We start from the raw sequence: 21,966 nt of genomic DNA on the forward strand, positions 1-21,966 counted from the left end.
GCACTTCTTCAGTCCAGCCGTCCGCGGGAAGCAGGCGGCCGGGGAAGCGCGCGCGGGCCGGGCGCATTAAGCTGGCGTGCCCGGTGACGGGGCAGGGAACCCCGCGGCGCCCGGCGCTGTCCGGGAGGGGGAGCCGGTCCAGGAGGAGGATGTGGTGAACGGGAGAGCGCTGAAGCAGAAGCCTGTCAGCCGGTGGTGGTGGATGGCCGCGCTGGGCCTTGTCGTATCCGGGTGCCGGACGACGGGCTCCGTCGCGCGGGAGGAGCCACAGGCGAAGGCGCCCAAGCAGGAGCTCCACTTCGAAGCGGTGACGGTGACGGCGGACCTGGAGCTGGACAAGCTCAACGACGAGGAGCTCTTCGCGGGCGGCACGTCGGCCTTCGCCGCGAACGACTTCCAGCAGGCGGCCCGCTACTTCGGCCGGCTCGTGGACTTCTTCCCTGACAGCCGCCACCGCCGCGCGGCGCTCTACAACGCGGGCCTGGCTCACCAGCGCCTCAAGGAGTGGGAGGAGGCCGGCCACCGCTTCTCCGAATTGTCGGACCCGGCCAAGGGCCAGGGTGACGCGTTGGACGCGGCCTTCCGCGTGGCGGAGGTGGACTACCACCTGGAGCGCTACGAACAGGCTTCGAAGCTGCTGGGCATCATCGTCGCGCGCGAGGACCTCCCCCTCAACCGCCGCCTCGAAGCGCAGGTGCAGCAGGGCATCTGCCAGTTGGAGAGCGGCTCGCCGGAGACCGCCGAGGTCACCCTACGCAAGGCGCTCTCCACCTATGACGCCCTGGAGGACAAGGGCGAGGTGGATGACTACTTCCCCGCTCAGGCCCACTTCTTCATCGGCGAGCTGTACCGGCTCCACTACGACGGCGTGAAGCTGGACCCGGCGAAGGGCGCGGACACGCTCGCCCAGGACCTCAACTACAAGGCCGAGCTGCTCCTGTCCGCGCAGGGCCACTACCTGCGCTCCATCCGCGTGGGCAACGGCTACTGGGCCACCGCCGCGGGCACGCAGATTGGTTCGCTGTACGAGAACCTCTACGAGCACATGGTGAACTCGCCCGCCCCCGCGGAGCTGGATGCCAGCGAGGCCCAAATCTACCGGCAGGAGCTGCGGAAGAAGATTCGGGTGCTGCTCACCAAGTCCATCAACATCTACGAGCGCACGTTGGAGACGGCCGAGCGCATCGGCTCGCAGAGCACCTTCGTGGACCGCACGCGTGAGAGCCTGGCCAAGGTGAAGGCCCTGCTGCTGGCGGACGCGGAGGGCGAGCCCGCGTCGACGGCGTCTTCCTCCGAGGCCGAGCCCCATACCTGAGCGCGGTAGCCCCCCTGGCTGGGCAGGCCGGGGGCGCGCGGCGTAGCCTGGGGCTTCCATGGAGCCCCTCTTCACGCCCGAGCAACTGGCGGAGATTCACGCCTTCCACCGGCCCTATTACATCCGGGCCGCGGTGGGGCCATTCGCCAACCTGGCCCTGATGCTGCTCATGTTGGGTGTCCTCGTCCAACCGCTCCACCGCCTGGCCGTGGCGGCCGCCGCGGGCCTGGAGCGGCGGCTCGGCTTCCTCCGGACGGCGCCAGTCACCCGCGCCTTCTTCCGCGCCATGGAGCGGCTGTGGGGCGAGCCCGGCTGGGGCGCGGCGGTGCTCTTCGCCCTCTTCACGGACCTGGTCGTGTCGCTCATCTACCTGCCCGTGGACGTGTGGTTCAGCTACACGCTGGAGCACCGGCACGGCATGTCCACGCAGACGCCCGCCACCTTCGCCTACGACATGCTCAAGGCCCAGCTGCTGGCGTCCTCCGCCATCTGCGCGCTCGTCATCGGCATGTTCGGCCTGGCGCGCAAGCTGCGCCAATGGTGGCTGGTGCTGGGCGTGCCCGTGGCCCTGCTGCTCCTCGTCTCCGGGGCACTGGACCCGTACCGCAGCCGGCTCTTCTTCGACCAGAAGCCGCTGCCCGACGGCCCCCTGCGCACCCGCATCGTGGGCCTCATGGAGCAGGCGGACATCGCCTTCGCCGACGTCCTCGTGGAGGAGACCTCCGTCTCCTCGCGCCGGCTGCAGGCCTACTTCGCCGGGCAGGGCCCCACGCGCACCATCGTCCTCAATGACATCATCCTCAAGGAGCTCTCCGAGGACGAAGTGCTGGCCGCGGTGGCCCACGAAGCAGGCCATGTGAACGAGTCGAAGTGGCCCGCCCGCATCGCCTCATCGCTGGTGCTGGTGGCCCTGCTCTTCGCGCTCGACCGCCTCTTGCGACTGTCCGCGTCGCGGGGCTGGTTCGGCGCCCCCCACTTCGCGGACATCCGCAACCTGCCCCTCATCTCCCTGGTCTTCTTCCTCCTCGTGCTGACGGCCAGGCCCATTTCGGGCGCCTTCTCCCGGGAACGGGAGCGCGAGGCGGACCGCTATGCCCTGCGGCTCACGGGGGACGTGGACGCCTTCCGGCGCATGCTGGTGAAGGCCGCGCGCGTCAACAAGATGGACCCCGCGCCCCCCCGCTGGGTCGTCCTCAAGGGCATGAGCCATCCGCCCATCGGCGAACGGATTGCCTCGCTCCCCACGCCCTGAAACAGCGGTCGACAGGTGGGCGCTCCCCTCCTCTTCCGGCCACGCCTCTTCCCAGCGCCCACCCGCCGACTGCCTCCACCCCGCCGCTCCCCGACAGCCGGGTGGCCCTGCTCCCCCCGACTCCGGCGCTACGGCTGCGCGCTCTCCTTCAGCTTCTCCACCGCCATCAAGGTGATGGCCTTCACCAGCGCCCGCGCCCGGCGGCCTCCCGCCGTCTCGCCATGCGGGTCCGCCTCCACCGCGTTCGCCAAGTCCGTGAAGCCCTGGCGCTCGCCCCTGCGGAGGTAGAGCTCGCCACGGTTGGCCAGCGCCACCGGGTTGTCGGGCTCACGCTCCAGCGCGGCGCTGTACTCGGCGATGGCGTCGTCCAGCTTGCCCAGCTTCTGGTACACGGTGCCCAGCGCCGCCCGCGCCGCCGCGTCCTTCGGGTTTCCCTCCACCAGGCCTTCGAAGAGGATGCGGGCTTCCTCCAGACGTCCCGCCGCCGCCAGGTCACACCCCACCTGGGCAATGGCCTTCGCTTCCTCGAAGGTCATCCCCTCCACTTCGGCCCACGTCGCCTCGCCCCGGGCGAACGCCTTCAAGCCCTGCACCGCGCCGCGCTGCATCCGCATGGCCACCGCTCCCTCGTGTTTGATGATGCGTCCCATGACGGCTCAGGCGCTCCGCAGGTTGGAGATGGCCGTCTTCGCCATCTCGTGGAACTTCGAGGACATGTTGCTCATCAGGTCGAACATCGCCTTTCGCTTCTCCACCAGCCGCTGAAGGCGCAGCTCCAGCTCCTGCATGCTGCTCTCCAGCTTCGCGCCCGCCTTCCGGTCCGACTCCCCGGTGCCCAGCGAGGCCCGCTGGTCGCGCACGTTCGCCATCTGCTCCATCACGTCGAGAATCTCCTCGTCCGTGTCGCTGGAGATGGACATCAGGATGGCTTGAATCTTGTCCTCGATGCTCATGTTGGGGTTGTCGACGATGCCCCGCACGCTCGACGAAGCGCCGCCCACCGGCCGGCTCCCGCCAGCGCCGCTCGCGGGCGGCGTTCCGGAGGACGCCTGCGCCGCGTCCGCCTGGCGCAGCGCCGCCGTGACATCCGGCCGGCCCACGATGCCGTCCCGCGGACCCACGCCCGCGGCCATCTCCAGCCGGTCGTAGTAGGCGGGGTGGTCCTTGAAGAACTGCGCGGCGCGCTTCAGCGTCGACGATGCCGCCGGGCTGCTCAGGATGGCCTCCAGGTTGTCGCGCGTGAGCACGTTGTCCCGGGCCCCCACCGCGGTGTCGAAGGTGTCCCAGTTCGCGCTCAGCACGCGCAAGGCGTCGTGATACTCGTGGAAGTCCGGGTCCAGCGGGTTCGCCGTCGAGGTCGGCGGGCTGCCCGGCACAGGCGTGGAGCCACCGCCGCCGGACGTGCCGCCAGTGCCGGGCACCGGCGTGCCACCACCGCCGGGCGTGCATCCAGGCGCCGGAGGCGTCGCGCCACCGCTTCCAGGGCGCACGGGCCGGCCATACCGCGCGAACTCCGCGTCCACCGCCTTGAGCTCGCGCTGGAGGTCCTTCACCGAGAAGGTGTCGAGGTTGTACAGCGGCGAGAAGACGCCAATCCTCGCCAGCGGCCCCTGCCGGTCGAGCCGCTCGAAGAGGGCCGTGTTCTCCCCCATGAAGCGGGCCGCGTCCCGCAGCTGAGGTGACAGGCTGGAGTCCGTGGAGATGCGCTGCAGGTCCTTCTTCGACAGCGAGCCGCTCTTCGTGCCATCCAGCAGGTCCAGCTGCTGGAAGTTCGCCTCCAGCACCTTCAGGGCGTCCGCGTAGTCGAGCATCTTCGGGTCCAACGGACTGCTGCCCGGATTCAGGATGGGCGACGAGGACGCGGAGGGCGCGTAGCCGCTGCCGGCCTTCGAGCTGCCCGAGGAGGACGCGTGGTACTCCGTCTTCGCGGGCGGGTTCTTCGACAGCTCCTGCGCCACGCCCATGGCGCCGCTGGCAGCCAGCATGACGTTGCCCGTCGCGACCCCCGCCGCGGCCTTGATGGAGTTGGTGATGAGCGGCGGCAATCCCAGCGCGTTGCCCGCGAACTCCACCGCGGTGGACATGGGGCCAGCCAGCAGGTTGGCCGCACCTTTGAGGAAGTCGAGCATGAACCCTCTCGCGCGACGGGGTTGAAGTGGACGCCGCGCAGTCGTCCGCTGGATTGCAGCGGCGGTGCCGTCCGTGGGCGTGGGAGGCATCCAGCGAATTCCGGCGGTTAGCGCTCACCGAGGTGGGGGCACGTCCCCAGGCGCGGACGGAGCGGTCCACGACGAAGGATTGCGGTTAAGTTCCGCGGCATGCGCACCATGGGCCTGGACCTGGGCACCAAAACCATTGGAGTGGCCGTCTCGGATGGCCTGGGCCTCACGGCCCAAGGCGTCACCACCGTTCGCCGTACGTCGCTCAAGGCGGACCTCGCGGCGCTGGCCACCGTCGTGAGCGAACACGAGGTGACCCACGTCGTGCTGGGCCTGCCGCTCAACATGGACGGGAGCGAGGGCCCGCGCGCCGAGGCGTCCCGGAAGTTCGCGGACACCCTGACCCATTCGCTGGGGGTGACGGTGGAGCTATGGGACGAGCGGCTGTCGACCGTGGCCGCCACGCGGACCCTGCTCGAGGCGGACGTCAGCCGGGCCCGCCGCCGGGAGGTCATCGACCAGGTGGCGGCGCAGTTCATCCTCCAAGGGTGGCTGGATGCCCGCCGGCCGCCCGATACCGACTACCACCCCGACGACTACGACTCGGAGCCCTGAGCGGGCTGGAGGGCCCCTCCAGGTCCCCGCGCTACGGCTGACGCCGGTACACGTGGAGCGGCGCGGTGAAGCCATCCAGCTTCTGGTAGGCCACGCCGTCCAGCACCAGCGAGCGCTCCTCCAGCTTCACGCCCGCGTCCTTCGCCAGCGTTCCACCGTCGAAGCGGACCAGCACCTCCGGACGGGCCTCCCGCATGCGCTGGCGGAAGGTGTCCCAGCGCACGCGCGCCAGCCGCTCCTCGGGAAGGCCGGAGAAGAAGGCCAGCTGCAGGTCCATGTAGTTCGGGTCGATGTCGAGCGCGGCGGCCCCCCCCTTGGCGGCGACTTCCGCCTTCAGGAACTTCGCCACCTGCATCAGCGCCACGGGATTCGTGGACGTGGGGCTGATGGGGCGCATCGTGGCCTGCAGCGGCCCGTCGGCACGGAACGTATAGATGCCCATCGCCACCGGCACGGCCACGGCGACCAGCGCCGTCACGCCCGCCAGGGCCTTGCGCAGCACGGGGCCTCCACGCGCCCCCACCAGCCCGGCGAAGCCGAAGGCCACGAAGACGGGGACCAGCGCGACCTGCGTCACCGTGAAGCGGCCCAGCGGAACGAAGGTCAGCAGCACCGCCGCCCGGAATGTGAAGTAGGCAGCGGGAAGCACCGCCGCGGCCACCAGCCAGCGCGTGTCCGGACGCGAGCGCCACGCACGAACCATGCCCGTCATGCCCAGGAGCGCCACGAGGGGCGACAGCGTGAGCAGGGCGATGCCGGGCCAGAACCCCAGCTGCTGCAACCGCCAGCGTACGTTCAGCCCCTCCCCCAGGGACGACTTCACCCAGTTGCGGTGGAAGTCCTCCACCGCCACCACCGGGAAGAACGGGTTGCCGTGCATCAGCTCATTTCCCTGCATCCACAACAGGGGGAACGGCAGGCACACCAGGCCAAAGCCCACGGCCCGGGTCAGCGACACCACCTTGTCCTGGCTGCTGAAGCACAACGCCCCCGTGAGCAGCGGGATGTACATCCACGCGTCGTAGCGAAGCGCGCACGCCAGGTTGAGCATCAACGCCGCCTGGAACAGGGGCAGGAAGCGGTTCTCATCCACGCCTTCCGCGTACAGGGCGAAGGTGGCCAGCATGAAGAAGAGGGACACCGCCTCGCTGCAGGCCGTGGTGGAGAACTGCATGTGCATGCCCCACGCGGCGAAGGACAGGCCGGCCACCACGCCCGCGCGCCAGCCGAAGAGCCGGCGCGTCAGCGCGAACAGCGGCACCACCGACAGCACGCCGAACAGCAGGCTCACCACGCGGCCCGCGACCTCCCGGTCGAACACCGACAGCGCCGCGCCCACCAGGTACATGTGCAGCGGACCGAACTGGTAGGCCCCGTCCCCGTAAGCGGTGATGAAGTGCGGCGCCCGCAGCCAGCGCTCCGCCAACTCCGTGCGCACCACCGCGTCACCGAAGAGGTTCTCGTTGACGAAGAACACGCCCAGCCGCGGCACCAGGGCCGCCACCAGCAACAGCCCGACGAGCAGCCGGGTGCCTGGCTCGTGCTGAGGGGCAGGCACCGCCGACAGGCCAGGTGCGTGGGGAGGCGAAACGGAGAGGGGTGTGGGGGCAGTGGCCATGACGCGCGGCAGGATACGCAGGCACGGCCCAAAGCCAAGCCAACGCCCATTGTTCCCTTGCTCGGAGAGCGCGGCCGATTTCACGGTGCGCGAACCTGCTCCCCTTCCGATAGCCAGGGGGCTGCAATCGTTTCAGGGTGCGCTGGGGCCAGGGGGCTGCTGGACTCCAGCGTCACCCGCGTGCGGCGGACCACCTCCAGCCGCCGGGAGCCCCGCGCCCCCAGTTCGGCGCGTGACGTGTAGAGGACCTCCAGTCGCTCGGGGAACGGGCGGCTCAGGTCGAAACGCAGCTCGCCCTCGGCCTTGGGGGTTGGAGGGCCGTCCGCTCCCTGGGTTTGGAGGAAGAAGCGCACCCGGCCGCGGGCGCCATCCAGCTTCACCAACTCGTAGGTGACGACGGCCAGCCCTCCCTCCAGGGCTCGCGCCACGACCCAGCGCCCTCCCGCGCCCACGGGCGCTTCTGGAAACCGCGGGGTGACGAGCCAGTCCGAGGACAACGCCGCCCGCACCAGGGTGCTCAAGGCCGCGGAAGCCCCGGGCGCCAGTCGCAGCCACGCCTGAACCCGCGTCCCCCGGTCGGAAAGCACCACGGCTCCGTCCCGGCCACTCACCGCGCCCAATTCCTCCGCCAACCGCCACGCGGGCTCCATCCCCTCATCGTCCACGGCGCGGACCTCGGGACGCCCCACCCGCACGAGGTAACGCGCCTGCCCCCTCCCCGCCCCCGCCTGCCACTCCACGTACAGCGGCACCGAGACCTCGGGGCCGTACTCCGTTCGCAGCTCGCGGTCGGCCCCCACTCCCAGCACCGTCTCAACCTCGGGAGAAATCGACACCACCATGCCCTGGCCCCACCCTGGCCGCTGCGCCAACCGCAGCGCGCGGCGGGGTGCGCGCCCCGCATCGAGCAACGCCGTCGCCACCACGTCTCCCTCCGCATGAGGGACTGTTGCCTGGCCCCATGCGACGAGAAGACAGGTTGCGACAAGCAGGACGGGCATCAGCAGGCTCCTGGGAAGGACAGAAGCCGCGCCCCATTGCACACGCCATGCTCAGAGACCGTCCTCTCGTGCGCGCGCACGGCGCCGTCCAGAACGGGAGACCCCGCGAGTGAAGCAAGGGCTGCACCGCGCCGACGCCCCTGCGCCGTGCCGCGGTTCATCCCGTGCGAAGCGCGCCAGCGACGGGCTGCCTTCCCGCATGCCCCATACCCCTGGCATGGCGTGACTGTCGCGCCTCGCCGTGACGTGTGTGACGCGGCCACTCGCGGACGCGCGTTCGGCGCACCACGCGCCCCCTCCCGCACGGCCGCTCGCCTGCTTTCGCGCATGCGACGCCAGCCTCGTCCGTGAAGGCTCCGCGCCGACATGTGGAGTGAAAGGGCACGCTGCCCCACAACCCACCCGCGCATCGCCCCTGCCGTGCGCCGAGGAGATGACCGTTCAGGCGTTCACTACCCTTCGTGCAGCCGGTGTGCGCCTACCCCCGTGGGCGAGGACCCTTATAATCAAGAGGCCTTTTCACCCCGTGGAGGGGGTGCGCCTCCGGGCGTCCCACCCCTGACACGAGCGTAACGCGCGGTCCCACTCCGCGGCGGGGTCCCGAAGGGGCAGCAGGGCAGTCGTGCCTGGGACCTCGTCGGGGTGGGTGTGGAATGGCAGTCATGCCCTCCAGGTTGACCATTTTGGCCCCCTGTCGGCGCGGCTTTCCGCGTCCCCGGGTGGGCTCCGAGGGAGAGACATGAAGGACGCTGAGAAGGGTTCGTGGGTCTCCAGAATCGCCGCGTTGCAGGACGTGAAGACCTACGCGGAGCTCAACTGGGAAGGCTCGTTCGAGGAGTACCTCGAAATCGTCCGGCAGAACCCCAAGGTCACCCGCACCGCCTTCCAGAGGATCTACGACATGATCCTCAGCCACGGAAAGACGGAGTACATCGACAACAAGAAGAAGCTCATCCGCTACCACTTCTTCAGTGACGAGAAGTTCGGCGGCCGTGACGCCATCTTCGGGCTCGATGTCCCGCTCATGAAGCTGGTCAACGTCTTCAAGTCCGCCGCCCAGGGCTACGGCACCGAGAAGCGCGTCATCCTCCTCCACGGCCCCGTAGGTTCGTCCAAGTCCACCATCGCGCGCCTGCTGAAGAAGGGCACCGAGGACTACTCCAAGACGCCGGAGGGCGCCGCGTACACCTTCTCCTGGCTCACCGACAAGAAGGGCGCGGACGGCGTCCCGGTGAAGGAGAAGATGAAGTGCCCGATGAACGAGGAGCCGCTCAACCTCATCCCCCGGGAGTGGCGCGCCAAGGTCTACGCCGAGATCTCTCCGCCCGAGTCCGGCTACACCATTCCGGATGGCTCCGAGCTGTGCCCCGCCTGCCGCTTCGTCTTCAAGGAGCTGATGACGCAGTACCAGGGCGACTTCGCCAAGGTCATAGGCCACATCCGCGTCAACCGGCTCGTCTTCAGCGAGAAGGACCGCGTGGGCATCGGCACCTTCCAGCCCAAGGACGAGAAGAACCAGGACTCCACCGAGCTCACCGGTGACATCAACTACCGGAAGATCGCCGAGTACGGCTCCGACTCCGACCCGCGCGCCTTCAACTTCGACGGCGAGTTCAACATCGCCAACCGCGGCATCATCGAGTTCGTCGAGGTGCTCAAGCTGGACGTCGCGTTCCTCTACGACCTGCTCGGCGCGTCGCAGGAGCATAAAATCAAGCCGAAGAAGTTCCCGCAGACGGACATCGACGAGGTCATCCTCGGCCACACCAACGAGCCCGAGTACAAGAAGCTCGAGAACAACGAGTTCATGGAGGCCCTGAGAGATCGCACGGTGAAGATTGACGTCCCGTACATCACCAAGCTGTCCGAAGAGGTGAAGATCTACGAGAAGGACTTCAACTCCCGCGCCATCAAGGGCAAGCACATCGCGCCGCACACGCTGGAGATGGCCGCCATGTGGGCCGTGCTCACGCGCCTGGAGGAGCCCAAGAAGCACAACCTGTCACTGCTCCAGAAGCTCAAGCTCTACAACGGCAAGACGCTCCCGAACTTCACCGAGGACAACATCAAGGAGCTGCGCAAGGAGAGCAACCGCGAGGGCCTGGAGGGCATCTCCCCGCGCTACATCCAGGACAAAATCTCCAACGCCCTGGTGAGCGACAAGGGCGAGGGCTGCATCAACCCCTTCATGGTCCTCAACGAGCTGGAGGCCGGCCTCAAGACGCACTCCCTCATCAACAACGAGGACACGCGCAAGGGGATGAAGGAGCTGCTCACGTCCGTGAAGCAGGAGTACGAGGACATCGTCAAGAACGAGGTCCAGCGCGCCATCTCCGCGGACGAGGACGCCATCGCCAAGCTGTGCGGCAACTACATCGACAACATCAAGGCCTACACCCAGAAGGAGAAGGTCAAGAACAAGTACACCGGCCTCTACGAGGAACCCGATGAGCGGCTGATGCGGTCCATTGAAGAGAAGATCGACATCCCCGATACCCGCAAGGACGACTTCCGCCGCGAAATCATGAACTACATCGGCGCGCTCGCGGTGGAGGGGAAGACCTTCAACTACCGGACCAACGAGCGGCTCCACAAGTCGCTGGAGCTGAAGCTGTTCGAGGACCAGAAGGACAGCATCAAGCTCAAGAACCTGGTGTCCTCCGTCGTCGACAAGGAGACGCAGGAGAAGATCGACCTGGTGAAGGACCGGATGATGAAGAACTACGGCTACTGCGAGATCTGCTCCACGGACGTGCTGAACTTCGTGGCCAGCATCTTCGCCCGCGGCGACGCGAAGGAGTAACACCTAGAGAGGGGCGAGCCGCCGTGACCTTGAAGATCCACCAGGACCACTCCCGCTTCAAACAGATTGTCCGCGGGAAGATCAAAGCCAACCTGCGCAAGTACGTGCAGAAGGGCGAGATGGTTGGGAAGAAGGGGAAGGACGCCATCTCCATCCCCATCCCCTTCATCGACATCCCCCGCTTCAAGTACGGCCACAAGGAACAGGGTGGCGTCGGACAGGGTGACGGCGAGGTCGGCCAGCAGCTCGGCCCCGGGGCGGTGGAGCCCGGGGAGGGCAAGCAGGCTGGCCAGGGTGAAGGCGACCACGCCCTGGAGGTGGACGTCACGCTCGACGAGCTCGCCCAGATTCTGGGCGAGGAGCTGCAGCTGCCCCACATCGAGCGGCGGCAGAACGAGCGCATCATCACCCAGAAGATCCGCTACACCGGCGTCAACACCACCGGCCCGGAGTCGCTGCGGCACTTCAAGCGGACCTTCAAGCAGGCCCTGCGGCGGCAGATCGCCGCTGGCACGTATGACCCGGCGCGGCCCGTCATCATCCCCACGCGCGAGGACCGCCGCTACCGCAGCTACAAGCTCCAGGACCTGCCGGAGACGAACGCGGTCATCATCTACATGATGGACGTGTCCGGCTCCATGGGTGACGAGCAGAAGGAGATCGTCCGCATCGAGAGCTTCTGGCTCGATACGTGGCTGCGCCACCAATACAAGGGCCTGGAGGCGCGCTACATCATCCACGACGCGGTGGCGCGCGAGGTGGACCGCGACACGTTCTTCCACACCCGCGAGTCCGGCGGGACGATGATTTCCAGCGCCTACAAGCTCTGCCGGGACATCATCCTGGCGGACTACCCGAAGAGCGCGTGGAACATCTACCCGTTCCACTTCAGCGACGGGGACAACTGGAGCGCGGACGACACGCGGCAGTGCATTGAGATGCTGCGAAGCGACGTGCTGCCCAACGTCAACCAGTTCGCCTACGGCCAGGTGGAGTCTCCCTACGGCAGCGGCCAGTTCATCAAGGATTTGCGCGAGGCGGTGGGGGACACGCCCAACGTCGCGCTGAGCGAAATCGCGGACAAGGACGCCATCTACGCGTCCATCAAGGACTTCCTCGGCAAGGGCCGCTGACTTCAGCGGGCCTTTCCCACCGGAGCGACTGCCCGATGCCCAAGAGCCTCACCCCTCGCCTCGCCGCGCTCCGGGACGAAATCCATGGCTACGCCAAGGAGTTCGGCCTGGACTTCTTCGACACCCGCTTTGAAATGGTGTCCTACGACGAGATGAACATGGTGGCCGCCTACGGCGGCTTCCCTACCCGCTATCCCCACTGGCGCTGGGGGATGGAGTACGAGCAGCTCGCCAAGGGCTACGAGTACGGGCTGAGCAAAATCTACGAGCTCGTCATCAACAACGACCCTTGCTACGCCTACTTGATGGAGAGCAACCCGGAGGTGGACCAGAAGCTCGTCATGGCCCACGTCTACGGCCACTGCGACTTCTTCAAGAACAACTTCTCCTTCCGGCACACCAACCGCCGGATGATTGATGAGATGGCCAACCACGCCACGCGGGTGCGGCGCTGGGTGGACAAGATTGGCGTGGAGAAGGTCGAGGACTTCATCGACCGGACGCTGAGCCTGGAGAACCTCATCGACCAGCACGCGCCGCACATCCGGCGCAACCCGGACCCGAAGAAGGCCGAGGACGAGCTCAAGGCCAACGAGCGCGTGGAGGGCTTCAAGGTGGGCCGCGAGTACATGCGCGGCTACATCAACCCGTCCGAGTTCCTCGACTCCCAGCGCAAGAAGGTGGAGGACGAGAAGCAGCGCGCCAAGAACTTCCCCGAGCGCCCGCAGCGCGACGTGCTGCTCTTCCTCCTGGAGGAGGCGCCGCTGGAGCCGTGGGAGGCGGACATCCTCGCGATTCTGCGCGACGAGGCCTACTACTTCGCGCCCCAGGGCCAGACGAAGATCATGAACGAAGGGTGGGCCAGCTACTGGCACTCCACCATCATGACGCGCCGGGCCCTCAAGGACGACGAAATCATCGACTACGCGGACCACCACTCGGGCACCATGGGGACCCGCCCTGGCGCCATCAACCCGTACAAGCTGGGCATCGAGCTGTGGCGGGACATTGAAGAGCGGTGGAACAAGGGCCGCTTCGGCAAGGAGTGGGACGAGTGCGACGATTTGCGCGCGCGCCGCTCCTGGGACAAGAAGCTGGGTGCGGGCCGCGAGAAGATCTTCGAGGTCCGCAAGCACTACAACGACATCACCTTCATCGACACGTTCCTGACGCCCGAGTTCGCGATGGAGCAGAAGCTCTTCGTGTACGGCTTCAACGACAAGCGCAACTCGTGGGAGATTCTGGACCGCGAGTTCAAGAAGGTGAAGAACAAGCTCCTCCAGGGGCTCACCAACTTCGGCCAGCCCATCATCGAGGTAGTGGACGGCAACTTCGAGAACCGCAGCGAGCTCCTGCTGGCGCACCGCCACGACGGGCAGGACCTCAAGGGCGACTACGCGCGCGAGACGCTGCGCAACCTCCAGTCGCTCTGGCGCCGGCCCGTCAACATCCTCACGCGGTACGACAACAAGGGCGCCATGCTGCGCTTCGACGGGCAGACCCACTCCGAGCGGAAGGTGGAGCTCTGAGCGGCCCTGCCCTGGCGGCGCTCAAGCAGCCAGGCAGCCAGGCCTGAGAAATTTCCCGGTCCTCCGCTGGGCGAGCGCCAGGGTGTCCACTACACTCGGCCGCCGCCCCATGAGAATCGCTCCCCTGCTCTGCCTGGCCGCCGCGCTGCTGGCTTCGACGTCCGAAGCCGCCGTCCGTTACGTCATCAAGAACCGCCGTATCGAGCCGCGCCAGACGCTCGCGCAGGCGCTGCACGACGCGAAGCTCCCGGACGCGCAGGTGGCCGCCGTCATCTCCGCGCTGGAGGGCGTGTTCGACTTCCGCAAGTCGCGCGTGGGGGACCAGCTGCGGCTCGTCATGCGCGACGGGGAGCTGGACTTCTTCGACTACCGCCAGAGCATGGTGGACGAGTGGCAGGTCCGCCGCGACGGCGAGAAGTACGTGGGCAGCAAGCGCGCCATCGAGGTGGAGAAGCAGGTCGCCGTGGTGGCGCTGGAAATCCAGTCGTCGCTGTACGAGGCGGCGGTGGACGCCGGCGAGGACCCGGCCATCGGCATGGTGCTGGCGGACGTGTTCGCCTGGGACATCGACTTCTACCGGGACGTGCGCAAGGGCGACACGGCGCGCGCGCTGGTGGAGAAGTTCGTCTCCAAGGGCCGCCTGCTGCGCTACGGCGACGTGCTGGCGGCGACGTACGCGGGCGGACTGGTGGGCAACAAGAAGGTGTACCGCTACGTGCTCCCGGACGGGCAGCCCAACTACTTCAACGAGGAGGGCGCCAGCGCGAAGAAGACCTTCCTCAAGACGCCGCTGAAGTACGCCAACGTCACCAGCCGCTTCGGCTCGCGCTTCCACCCGGTGCTCAAGTACCTCAAGGCCCACAACGGCGTGGACTACGGCACCCCCATTGGCACCCCGGTGTGGGCGGTGGCGGACGGCACGGTGACGCAGGCGGGCTACGCGGGCGCCGCAGGCAACATGGTGGTCATCCGCCACGCCAACGGCTTCGAGACGCAGTACATGCACCTGTCGCGCTTCGGAGAAGGCGTCCGCGCGGGCACCCGCGTGCGGCAGAAGCAGATCATCGCGTACTCCGGCAACACCGGCCGCTCCACCGGGCCGCACCTGCACTTCGGCCTCAAGCGCAACGGCCGGTACACCAACCCGCTCAACCAGCAGTACCCCCGCGCGGACCCGCTGCCCAAGGAGCTGCTGCCGGACTTCCTCGCCAAGGCGCAGGAGCTGACGGGGCAGATGGAGGCCGTGTCCATGGCCGCCGTCGCCGGGCAAGCCGCGGCCATGCCGTGACGCGGGCCTACTCCCAGGTGATGACGTAGTCAGCGCCCGTCACGCCGCGAGGCGTGCCCACCACCCGGCTCTTGCAGCCGACGACGCTCAGCGCCTCCTGCAAGACGCCCTCGTGGTACTGCACCGGCTGCATGTCCCCGTGGAAGGCCAGGCGCACCTGCTTGTCTCCCAGCACGGCGAATTCGCGCCGGCCGTAGTTCACCAGCGTCGAGTACGCGGTGGGCGCGTGGGAGAGGAGCCGCTTGGGGTCGCCCTTGCCGATGAGCCGGTTGAGCGTCTGCCCCACCGTGGACTGGAAGAAGTGCGTGACGGCCGCCGCGCCGCAGGCCCGCACCGCGTCCTCCATGGAGCCGTAGACGGGCGTGAGCGCCTCCGACGTCGCGTACAAGAGGCGCAGGGCGTCCACGGCCGGATAGGAGAAGAAGTCCACCGGGGAGCGCTTGAAGAAGGGCTCACGCAGGCGCGTGGCCGCGTCCGCGCCCAGCTTCTTCTCCGTCAGGTTGAACACCGCGTTGAAGACGAGCCCGCGCACCGTGTCGTCGGGACGGATGATGGCCAACCGTTGTTCGAGGTCGTTCTGCGGAAAACCCATGGCGGATTGATTTCTACATCAATCCGTCTCCGGGTTGGCGCGCCATCCACCGACAGGCAGTCCGCCGCCCTTCCAGGTGAGCTGTCCCAGGGGGCCAGGCCGCGCTTTACCGGTGCGATGCGAGACACGGCTGCGCTAGCCTGACGCACCTTCGCGTACCCGGGAAAGCCCGGGGCCCGCGAAACCCTGAACCCGCAGCATCTACGTCCAGAGATACCCAGCGACATGGCCCCTCCTGCCTCCGCCTCCCAGCAGCCCCGCCCCGCCCAGCCGGCCCAGACCGAAGACAGCGGGCGCGTCGGGCACGACGCGGCCAGCCTGCGCCGTTCCTTCCTCGACCACGTGCGCTATTCGCGCGGAAAGAACTACGAGTCCTCCACCCCGCATGACCGCTTCATGGCGCTGTCGCTCGCGGTGCGGGACAGGCTGGCGGACCGGTGGGTGAAGACGTCGCGCACGTACTACGAAAAGGACGTCAAGCGCGCCTACTACCTGTCCGCGGAGTACCTGCTGGGTCGGGCCCTGGGCAACAACCTGCTGAACCTGGGGATGTACGAAGCGGCGGCCGAGTCGATGCAGGAGGTGGGGGTGGACCTCACCAACCTGCTGGAGATGGAGCCGGACGCGGGCCTGGGCAACGGCGGCCTGGGCCGCCTGGCCGCGTGTTTCATGGAGTCGCTGGCCACGCTGGCCTACCCCGGCATGGGGTACGGCATCCGCTACGAGTTCGGCATCTTCACGCAGGACATCGTCGACGGGTACCAGGTGGAGCGCGCCGACGAGTGGCTCAAGTTCGGCAACCCGTGGGAAATCGTCCGGCCGGAGAAGGCGGTGCCGGTGCGCTTCTTCGGGCGCGTGGAGCACCACCAGGGGCCGGATGGCCGCCCCGTGGCGCGCTGGGTGGGCGGCAAGACGGTGGTGGGCGTGCCGTATGACACGCCCATCGCGGGGTACCACAACAACACCGTCAACACGCTGCGGCTGTGGCAGGCGCGGGCGTCCGAGGAGTTCGACCTGCTGCTGTTCAACGCGGGCGACTACGAGCGCTCCGTCGTGGAGAAGAACGACTCGGAGGTCATCTCCAAGGTCCTCTACCCCAACGACGCGTTCCAGGCCGGCAAGGAGCTGCGGCTCAAGCAGCAGTACTTCTTCGTCGCGTGCTCCATCGCGGACATCGTCCGGCGCTACCTGAAGAACCACACCGACTTCCGGGACTTCTCCCGCAAGGCGGCCATCCAGCTCAACGACACGCACCCGGCCATTGGCGTGGCGGAGCTGATGCGCGTGCTGGTGGACGAGAAGCGCCTGCTCTGGGACGAGGCGTGGACGATTACCCAGGAGACGTTCGGCTACACCAACCACACGCTGCTGGCCGAGGCGATGGAGCGGTGGCCGGCGACGCTCTTCGAGCGGCTGCTGCCCCGCCACCTGGAAATCATCTACGAAATCAACACGCGCTTCCTGCGGCAGGTGCAGATTCGCTACCCGTACGACCAGGAGAAGATGCAGCGGATGAGCCTGGTGGAGGAAGGGGCCGAGAAGAAGATTCGCATGGCCCACCTCGCCGTCGTCGGCAGCCACAGCGTCAACGGCGTGGCGGCGCTGCACACCGACCTGCTGCGCCGGGACGTGCTGACGGACTTCGCGTCCATGCACCCGGAGCGGTTCAACAACAAGACGAACGGCGTGACGCCGCGCCGCTGGCTGGCGTGGTGCAACCCCCGCCTGTCCAAGCTGATTACGTCCCGCATCGGCGAGCGCTGGGCCACGGACCTGGACCAGCTCACGAAGCTGGAGGCGCACGCGGAGGACCCGGAGTTCCGCAAGGCCTTCCGCGACGTGAAGCGCGCCAACAAGGAAGATTTGGCCCGGCACATCCGGGACTTGCGCTGGGTGCAGCTCAATCCGGACGCCATCTTCGACGTCCAAATCAAGCGCCTGCATGAGTACAAGCGCCAGCTCCTCAACGCGCTGCACATCGTGGCGCTGTGGATGAAGGCGCGCAGGGACCCGTCCACCATCATCCACCGGCGGGCGTTCATCTTCGGCGCCAAGGCGGCGCCGGGCTACCACCTGGCGAAGCTGACCATCCGGCTCATCAACGGCATCGCCGAGGTGGTGAACAGTGACGCGGGCACCACGGGCCTGCAGGTGGTGTTCGCCCCCAACTACCGGGTGAGCCTGGCCGAGCGCATCATCCCCGCCGCCGACGTGTCCGAGCAGATCTCCACCGCGGGCATGGAGGCGTCCGGCACCGGCAACATGAAGCTGATGCTCAACGGCGCGCTGACGCTGGGCACGCTGGACGGCGCCAACGTGGAGATTCGCGACGCGGTGGGTGATGAGAACTTCTTCCTCTTCGGCCTCACGGCGGACGAGGTGATTGCCCGCAAGCGCGAGGGCTACCGCCCGCGCGACGTGTACGGCCAGCACCAGGAGCTGCGCGAGGCGCTGGACCTCATCTCCACCGGCTTCTTCTCCCCGGAGGACAAGCACCTCTTCAAGCCGCTGGTGGACAGCCTCCTGGAGGAGGACCGCTACCTCATGCTGGCGGACTTCCCGTCCTACATGGCGAAGCAGGAGGAGGTCGCGCACGCCTACAGGGACGCGGACGGCTGGGCGCGCAAGTGCATCATCAACGTGGCGCGCGGCGGCATCTTCTCCTCGGACCGGACCATCAAGCAGTACGCCGAGGAGATCTGGCGCATCCAGCAGACGCCGGTGGAGCCGTGAGCACAGGGCCCGCGACCCCTCCCCTCCTGGCCGGTGACGGCGCCGGAAGAGGCGGTGATGGCGGAGTTCACGCCAGACGCCCTGTACGAGACGTATGACGGAAAGCAGCGCCGGGGCCTCGCGCAGGTGCGTGAGGCCTTCGCGGCGCGGTTTCGCGGTGACTTCGGGCGCATCCGCTTCCTCACCAAGGACATGGTGGTGGATGCGCCCGCGGGCAAGGTGGCCCTGAGCTCAGGCTGGGACGGGCTCAGCGGCTCCAGCAGGCGCCGTAGGCCGTGCGTCCGCAGATGCGGTTCGCCACGCTCTGGCACTGGCCGTAGGCGACGCCACCGACGAAGGTCCAATCGGACGTGCTGGTGCACTTGAAGGTACACACGGCGCCCGGAGCGTAGCCCTCACAGATGGCCTGCTCCGCCGTGGTCAGCGTCGAACCGTCAGCATCCTCCAGCTCCGGCCCGCCGCACGCGCTGATGAGGAATCCGAGCGAAACGCTGGCAAACAAGGTCATCGCCTTCTTCATGGTGTCTTCCCTTTTTGAATGCCAGACATGAGGCCTGGCCCCAAGGGTCATACACTGACTTTAAGCAGAATAATCAGAATTACCGCAAAAGCCTAGTACCATACAATTTCGCTGTGCATCCGCGTTGTATGGGAAACATCCGTCGTGTCCGCGGCGATTCAGCGAACAGCCGAGTCCCCTTGTGCCGCGCGAGGGACTGGAGGGCGATTGGCCTTGGAGCCGCCACGTCCGAGGACTCGGCGGCATGAGCCTGCAAGCCAACCGAGTGCTGGGGACGAGTGCCGCCATCCTGGCCCTGCTCGTGGGATGGCGACTCATCCCCACGGGACAGACGTCTGGCGTGCCTCCCTCACCCGACACCGCGAGGGCCCAGGGCCGCGGCCTTCCCACACCCGTGGGCGCCCCGGCGAGCCGTCCGCCCATGCCAGGCGCCGTCAACGCAGCCGCCCCAGCGGCGGAGTCCCTGGACGCGGAGTGGGAGCTGCTGCGCCTCTCACTGCTCGAGCGCTTCGGCTCGCGGCTGCATGAACCGTCCGTCCAGCTCCGGATGCTGGAGCAGCTCATGCGGTATTTCCAGACGCGCTCGCCGGACCGGTGGCGAGAAGAACTCCAGACCTTCCTTCGCAAAGCCTTTCCCAGTCAGTACGAAGCGCTGGCCGCCCTGCTGCGCGACCGTCTGGACTACGAGAAGTGGGTGAAGGACAACGACGCCTACCTGCGCGGGTTGGACTCGAAGCAGCGGCGTTCCGCCGTCTGGGATGCGCGCAACCGGCTCTTCGGGGAGGAGACCGCGCAGCGCCTCTGGGCCTCGGAGCTGAAGCATCAGGCGCTGGTGGACGCGCTCCAGGTGATTGACGCGCGGCAGGACCTGCCCCTTCCGGAGAAGCTGGCTGCCTACAAGGCGCGGCTGGGGGAGGTCTACGGAGACGGGGCACCCGCGCAGCTCGCCCGGCATCCGCAGGAGACGATGAACCGCTTCCTGGCGCTGCCCTCCATCCAAAGCGAGCTGACGGGCATGACACCGGCCGAACGCGCGCGCAGCCTGTGGACCGTGCGCCAGGAGCTGGGGCTGGATGACGAAGCGCTGCGGCGCTGGGACGCGCTGGACCAGACGCGGGAGGCCCGCTGGGAGGCGGGCCTCCGCTACATGGCGGAGCGCACGGCGCTGGCACGGACGCTCTCCGGCGAGGCGCTGGAGGCCCGGCTCCAGGAGGTGCGTGCCCGATACTTCGGCGCCGAGGCGGACGTCATCGCCCAGGAGGAGGCCAGTGGCCTCTTCCGCTTCACGCGCCCCCGGCAGTGGGGGCGCAACTGAAGCGCGGACGGAACGTCACGCCGCCTGGTTGAGCCACTCCTCGTAGGCACGGAAGTCGTAGTCGCGCCCCAGGAAGGCATTCACCAGCCGGGCCGCGTCGTCGGAGCCCCCCGGCTCCAGCACCGCGCGCCGGTAGGCCTGGGCGGGCTCCGGGGCCAGCAGCCCCTTCTGCTGGAACACCGTGAACAGGTCCTTCGCGATGACGAGCGACCACATGTACGTGTAGTAGTTGGACGAGTACCCGTCGAGGTGGCCGAAGGAGAGGTGGAAGTAGGTGCCCTCCACGTACGGGAAGGGCGTGAACTTCCCCTGGAGCTCGCGCACGAGCGACACCGTGTCCACGCCCTCCGGCTTGCGCCGGTACAGCTCCAGGCTGAGCGCCGCGTAGAACATCTGCTGGCGCACCCACAGCCCCTTGCCGAACTCCTCCGCGCGGCGCATGCGCTCCACCACGTCCGCGGGGATGGGCTCGTTCGTCTGGTGGTGCCTGGCGAAGGTCTGGAGGCTGACGGTGTCACGCGCCCACTCCTCCAGCATCTGCGACGGCGCCTCCACGAAGTCCCACTCCGTGCGCACGCCGGACACGCCCGCCCAGCGCGTGTGGCCGCCGAAGATGTGGTGCAGCAGGTGGCCAAACTCGTGGAAGAAGGTCTCCACGTCGCTGTGCTGGAGCAGCGCGGGCTCCGCTCCGGGACGGGGGAAGTTGCAGACCAACACCCCTTCCGGCAGCCGCCGGCCCGACTTCCCGCTGGTCAGCGTGAACTGGGCCGCGTGCTTGTACTTGTCGTCGCGCGGGTGCATGTCCAGGTAGAAGCGCCCGCGCAGCGTGGTGCCCTCGAACACGTCGTAGGCCTCCACGTCCGGGTGCCACACCGGCGCGTCCGCGACGCGGCGGTAGGTGACGCCGAACAGGCGCGCCGTCAGGTCAAGCACGCCCTGCTTCACGCGCGTGTACTCATAGTAGGGCCGCACCACCTGCGAGTCGAAGGCGTACTGCTCCGCCTTCACGCGGTCCTCCAGGTACGCCTGGTCCCATGGGTTGACGCGCTCGGCGCCGGGCACGTCGCGGCGCTTGCGCTCCAGCAGCGTGGCGTAGTCGCGCTCCATGCGCGCGCCGGACGCTGCGGCGATCTTCTCGATGAAGTCCGAGGCGGCCCGCTCGTCCCGAATCATCTTGTCCTCGGTCGCGTAGGCCGCCCAGTTCCGGTAGCCCAGCAGCGTGGCCAGCTCGTTCCGGCGGGACACCATGCGCTGCAGGACGTCCGCGTTGGCGGGGTGGCCGCGCTGGCGGAAGACGCGCCACATCTGCTCGCGGGCCTGGGCATCCCGCGAGTACGTCATGAAGGGGACGATGTCCGGGTAGTCCGTGGTGATGCGCACCTTGCCGTCCGGACCGGGCGGGTGGGCGCGCACGTAGTCGTCGGGCAGCCCCTCCAGCGCGGACGGCGACAGCGCCTCCGTGCGCGTGTCCTGGCGGATGTTGCGGCTGAACTCCTGGCCGATGCGGACCAGCTCCTCCTGGAGCGCCTTCACCCGGGCGCGGGTGGCGTCATCCCGGTCCACGCCCGCGCGGCGGAACTCCCGCAGCACCTTCTCCATCCACTTGCGCGTGGCGGAGTCCTCGCCGGACAAATCCAGCGCGGCCAGCACGTCATAGACGCCCCGGTCCATGCGGATGTCGTTGCCGAGCGTCTCCAGGGCCTGCTCTGCGGCCTCGGCGGCCTCGCGCATGGCGGCGTCCGGGTGCGCATGTCGGGCGACGCTGGCGCGGGCCCCCGCGTCGTCGAGCGCGGCCGTGGCCTCGTCGTAGAGCTCCAGCACCTCGCGCGTGACGTAGGGGGGACGGAGGGCCTTGAGCTGGGCGATTCCCGCTCGGGCGGCGGCCATGGCCTCCTCACCGGCGCGCGTGAATTCGCCCGGTGGGCAGGTGACGAGGCGGGCGGCGTCGGGGACTTGGCTCTCTGACACAGTCTGCTCCTGGACGTGATGACGGCGAAGGTACGGCCGCAAAGGTAATGCGCCGGACGCCGGGGAGCAGCAGGGATTGGCGGCGGAAATACAAGAGGCCGCCCGGCGCATGCACGCCCGGCGGC

16 protein-coding genes are annotated in these 21,966 nt (G+C 68.0%); 9 read left to right on the top strand and 7 right to left on the bottom strand.

From position 1 onward, the window contains the following. The first annotated feature begins 202 nt into the window (after window positions 1–202). Window positions 203–1,315 carry a tetratricopeptide repeat protein gene (locus tag KGD87_RS18380; protein WP_284668655.1) on the top strand — a complete coding sequence of 371 codons (1,113 nt, stop codon included), beginning with the start codon at window positions 203–205 and terminating at the stop codon, window positions 1,313–1,315. Between the two features lie 58 nt (window positions 1,316–1,373). Beyond that, window positions 1,374–2,567: a M48 family metalloprotease gene (locus KGD87_RS18385; protein WP_284661488.1), complete on the top strand. Its 1,194-nt coding sequence runs from the start codon at window positions 1,374–1,376 to the stop codon at window positions 2,565–2,567. A gap of 128 nt (window positions 2,568–2,695) precedes the next feature. Here the strand turns inward: KGD87_RS18385 and KGD87_RS18390 are convergent, their stop codons facing one another. Both KGD87_RS18390 and KGD87_RS18395 read right to left on the bottom strand, forming a co-directional pair. Beyond that, window positions 2,696–3,217, bottom strand: a complete 522-nt coding sequence (locus tag KGD87_RS18390) for a tetratricopeptide repeat protein (RefSeq protein ID WP_284661490.1) — start codon at window positions 3,215–3,217, stop codon at window positions 2,696–2,698. 6 nt (window positions 3,218–3,223) lie between these two features. Beyond that, window positions 3,224–4,696 carry a hypothetical protein gene (locus tag KGD87_RS18395; RefSeq protein ID WP_284661491.1) on the bottom strand — a complete coding sequence of 491 codons (1,473 nt, stop codon included), beginning with the start codon at window positions 4,694–4,696 and terminating at the stop codon, window positions 3,224–3,226. A 189-nt stretch (window positions 4,697–4,885) separates the two neighbouring features. Between KGD87_RS18395 and ruvX the strand changes: the two genes are divergently transcribed. Then, on the top strand, window positions 4,886–5,341 hold the full coding sequence (ruvX, locus tag KGD87_RS18400) for a Holliday junction resolvase RuvX (RefSeq protein WP_284661492.1): 456 nt from the start codon (window positions 4,886–4,888) through the stop codon (window positions 5,339–5,341). A gap of 31 nt (window positions 5,342–5,372) precedes the next feature. Here ruvX and KGD87_RS18405 read toward each other — a convergent pair whose 3' ends face one another. Continuing rightward, complete coding sequence (locus KGD87_RS18405) at window positions 5,373–7,043, bottom strand: ArnT family glycosyltransferase (RefSeq protein ID WP_502887943.1); 1,671 nt, start codon at window positions 7,041–7,043, stop codon at window positions 5,373–5,375. Next, complete coding sequence (locus KGD87_RS18410; RefSeq protein WP_284661495.1) at window positions 7,040–7,960, bottom strand: hypothetical protein; 921 nt, start codon at window positions 7,958–7,960, stop codon at window positions 7,040–7,042. Before KGD87_RS18410 ends, KGD87_RS18405 begins: the two co-directional genes overlap by 4 nt. 739 nt (window positions 7,961–8,699) lie before the next feature. Here KGD87_RS18410 and KGD87_RS18415 point away from each other — a divergent pair. From KGD87_RS18415 to KGD87_RS18430, 4 genes are all read left to right on the top strand, one after another. After that, window positions 8,700–10,763, top strand: a complete 2,064-nt coding sequence (locus KGD87_RS18415) for a PrkA family serine protein kinase (RefSeq protein WP_284661497.1) — start codon at window positions 8,700–8,702, stop codon at window positions 10,761–10,763. A gap of 23 nt (window positions 10,764–10,786) precedes the next feature. Next, entirely contained in the window at window positions 10,787–11,896 is a 1,110-nt protein-coding gene (locus tag KGD87_RS18420) for a DUF444 family protein (RefSeq protein WP_284661498.1), read from the top strand. 35 nt (window positions 11,897–11,931) lie between these two features. Then, window positions 11,932–13,425, top strand: a complete 1,494-nt coding sequence (locus tag KGD87_RS18425) for a SpoVR family protein (protein WP_284661500.1) — start codon at window positions 11,932–11,934, stop codon at window positions 13,423–13,425. A gap of 109 nt (window positions 13,426–13,534) precedes the next feature. After that, a complete protein-coding gene (locus tag KGD87_RS18430; RefSeq protein ID WP_284661501.1) occupies window positions 13,535–14,713 on the top strand; it encodes a M23 family metallopeptidase in 1,179 nt (392 codons plus the stop codon). Between the two features lie 7 nt (window positions 14,714–14,720). Here the strand turns inward: KGD87_RS18430 and KGD87_RS18435 are convergent, their stop codons facing one another. Further along, on the bottom strand, window positions 14,721–15,305 hold the full coding sequence (locus tag KGD87_RS18435; RefSeq protein WP_284661503.1) for a DUF2378 family protein: 585 nt from the start codon (window positions 15,303–15,305) through the stop codon (window positions 14,721–14,723). A 225-nt stretch (window positions 15,306–15,530) separates the two neighbouring features. Here KGD87_RS18435 and KGD87_RS18440 point away from each other — a divergent pair, with 225 nt between their 5' ends. Next, complete coding sequence (locus tag KGD87_RS18440) at window positions 15,531–18,038, top strand: glycogen/starch/alpha-glucan phosphorylase (protein ID WP_284661505.1); 2,508 nt, start codon at window positions 15,531–15,533, stop codon at window positions 18,036–18,038. 247 nt (window positions 18,039–18,285) lie between these two features. Here KGD87_RS18440 and KGD87_RS18445 read toward each other — a convergent pair whose 3' ends face one another. Further along, a complete protein-coding gene (locus KGD87_RS18445) occupies window positions 18,286–18,558 on the bottom strand; it encodes a hypothetical protein (protein WP_284661507.1) in 273 nt (90 codons plus the stop codon). Window positions 18,559–18,802: 244 nt separating this feature from the next. On the opposite strand from KGD87_RS18445, the gene KGD87_RS18450 reads away from it, so the two are divergent. Continuing rightward, the gene (locus KGD87_RS18450) at window positions 18,803–19,873 is read left to right on the top strand and encodes a lipase secretion chaperone (protein ID WP_284661509.1); all 1,071 of its coding nucleotides are present in this window, start codon (window positions 18,803–18,805) and stop codon (window positions 19,871–19,873) included. A 15-nt stretch (window positions 19,874–19,888) separates the two neighbouring features. Here KGD87_RS18450 and KGD87_RS18455 read toward each other — a convergent pair whose 3' ends face one another. Next, entirely contained in the window at window positions 19,889–21,952 is a 2,064-nt protein-coding gene (locus KGD87_RS18455; protein WP_502887944.1) for a M3 family metallopeptidase, read from the bottom strand. Between the last annotated feature and the right edge of the window lie 14 nt (window positions 21,953–21,966).

Source organism: Myxococcus sp. SDU36 (genome assembly GCF_030168875.1).
GTDB classification, from domain to species: domain Bacteria; phylum Myxococcota; class Myxococcia; order Myxococcales; family Myxococcaceae; genus Myxococcus; species Myxococcus vastator.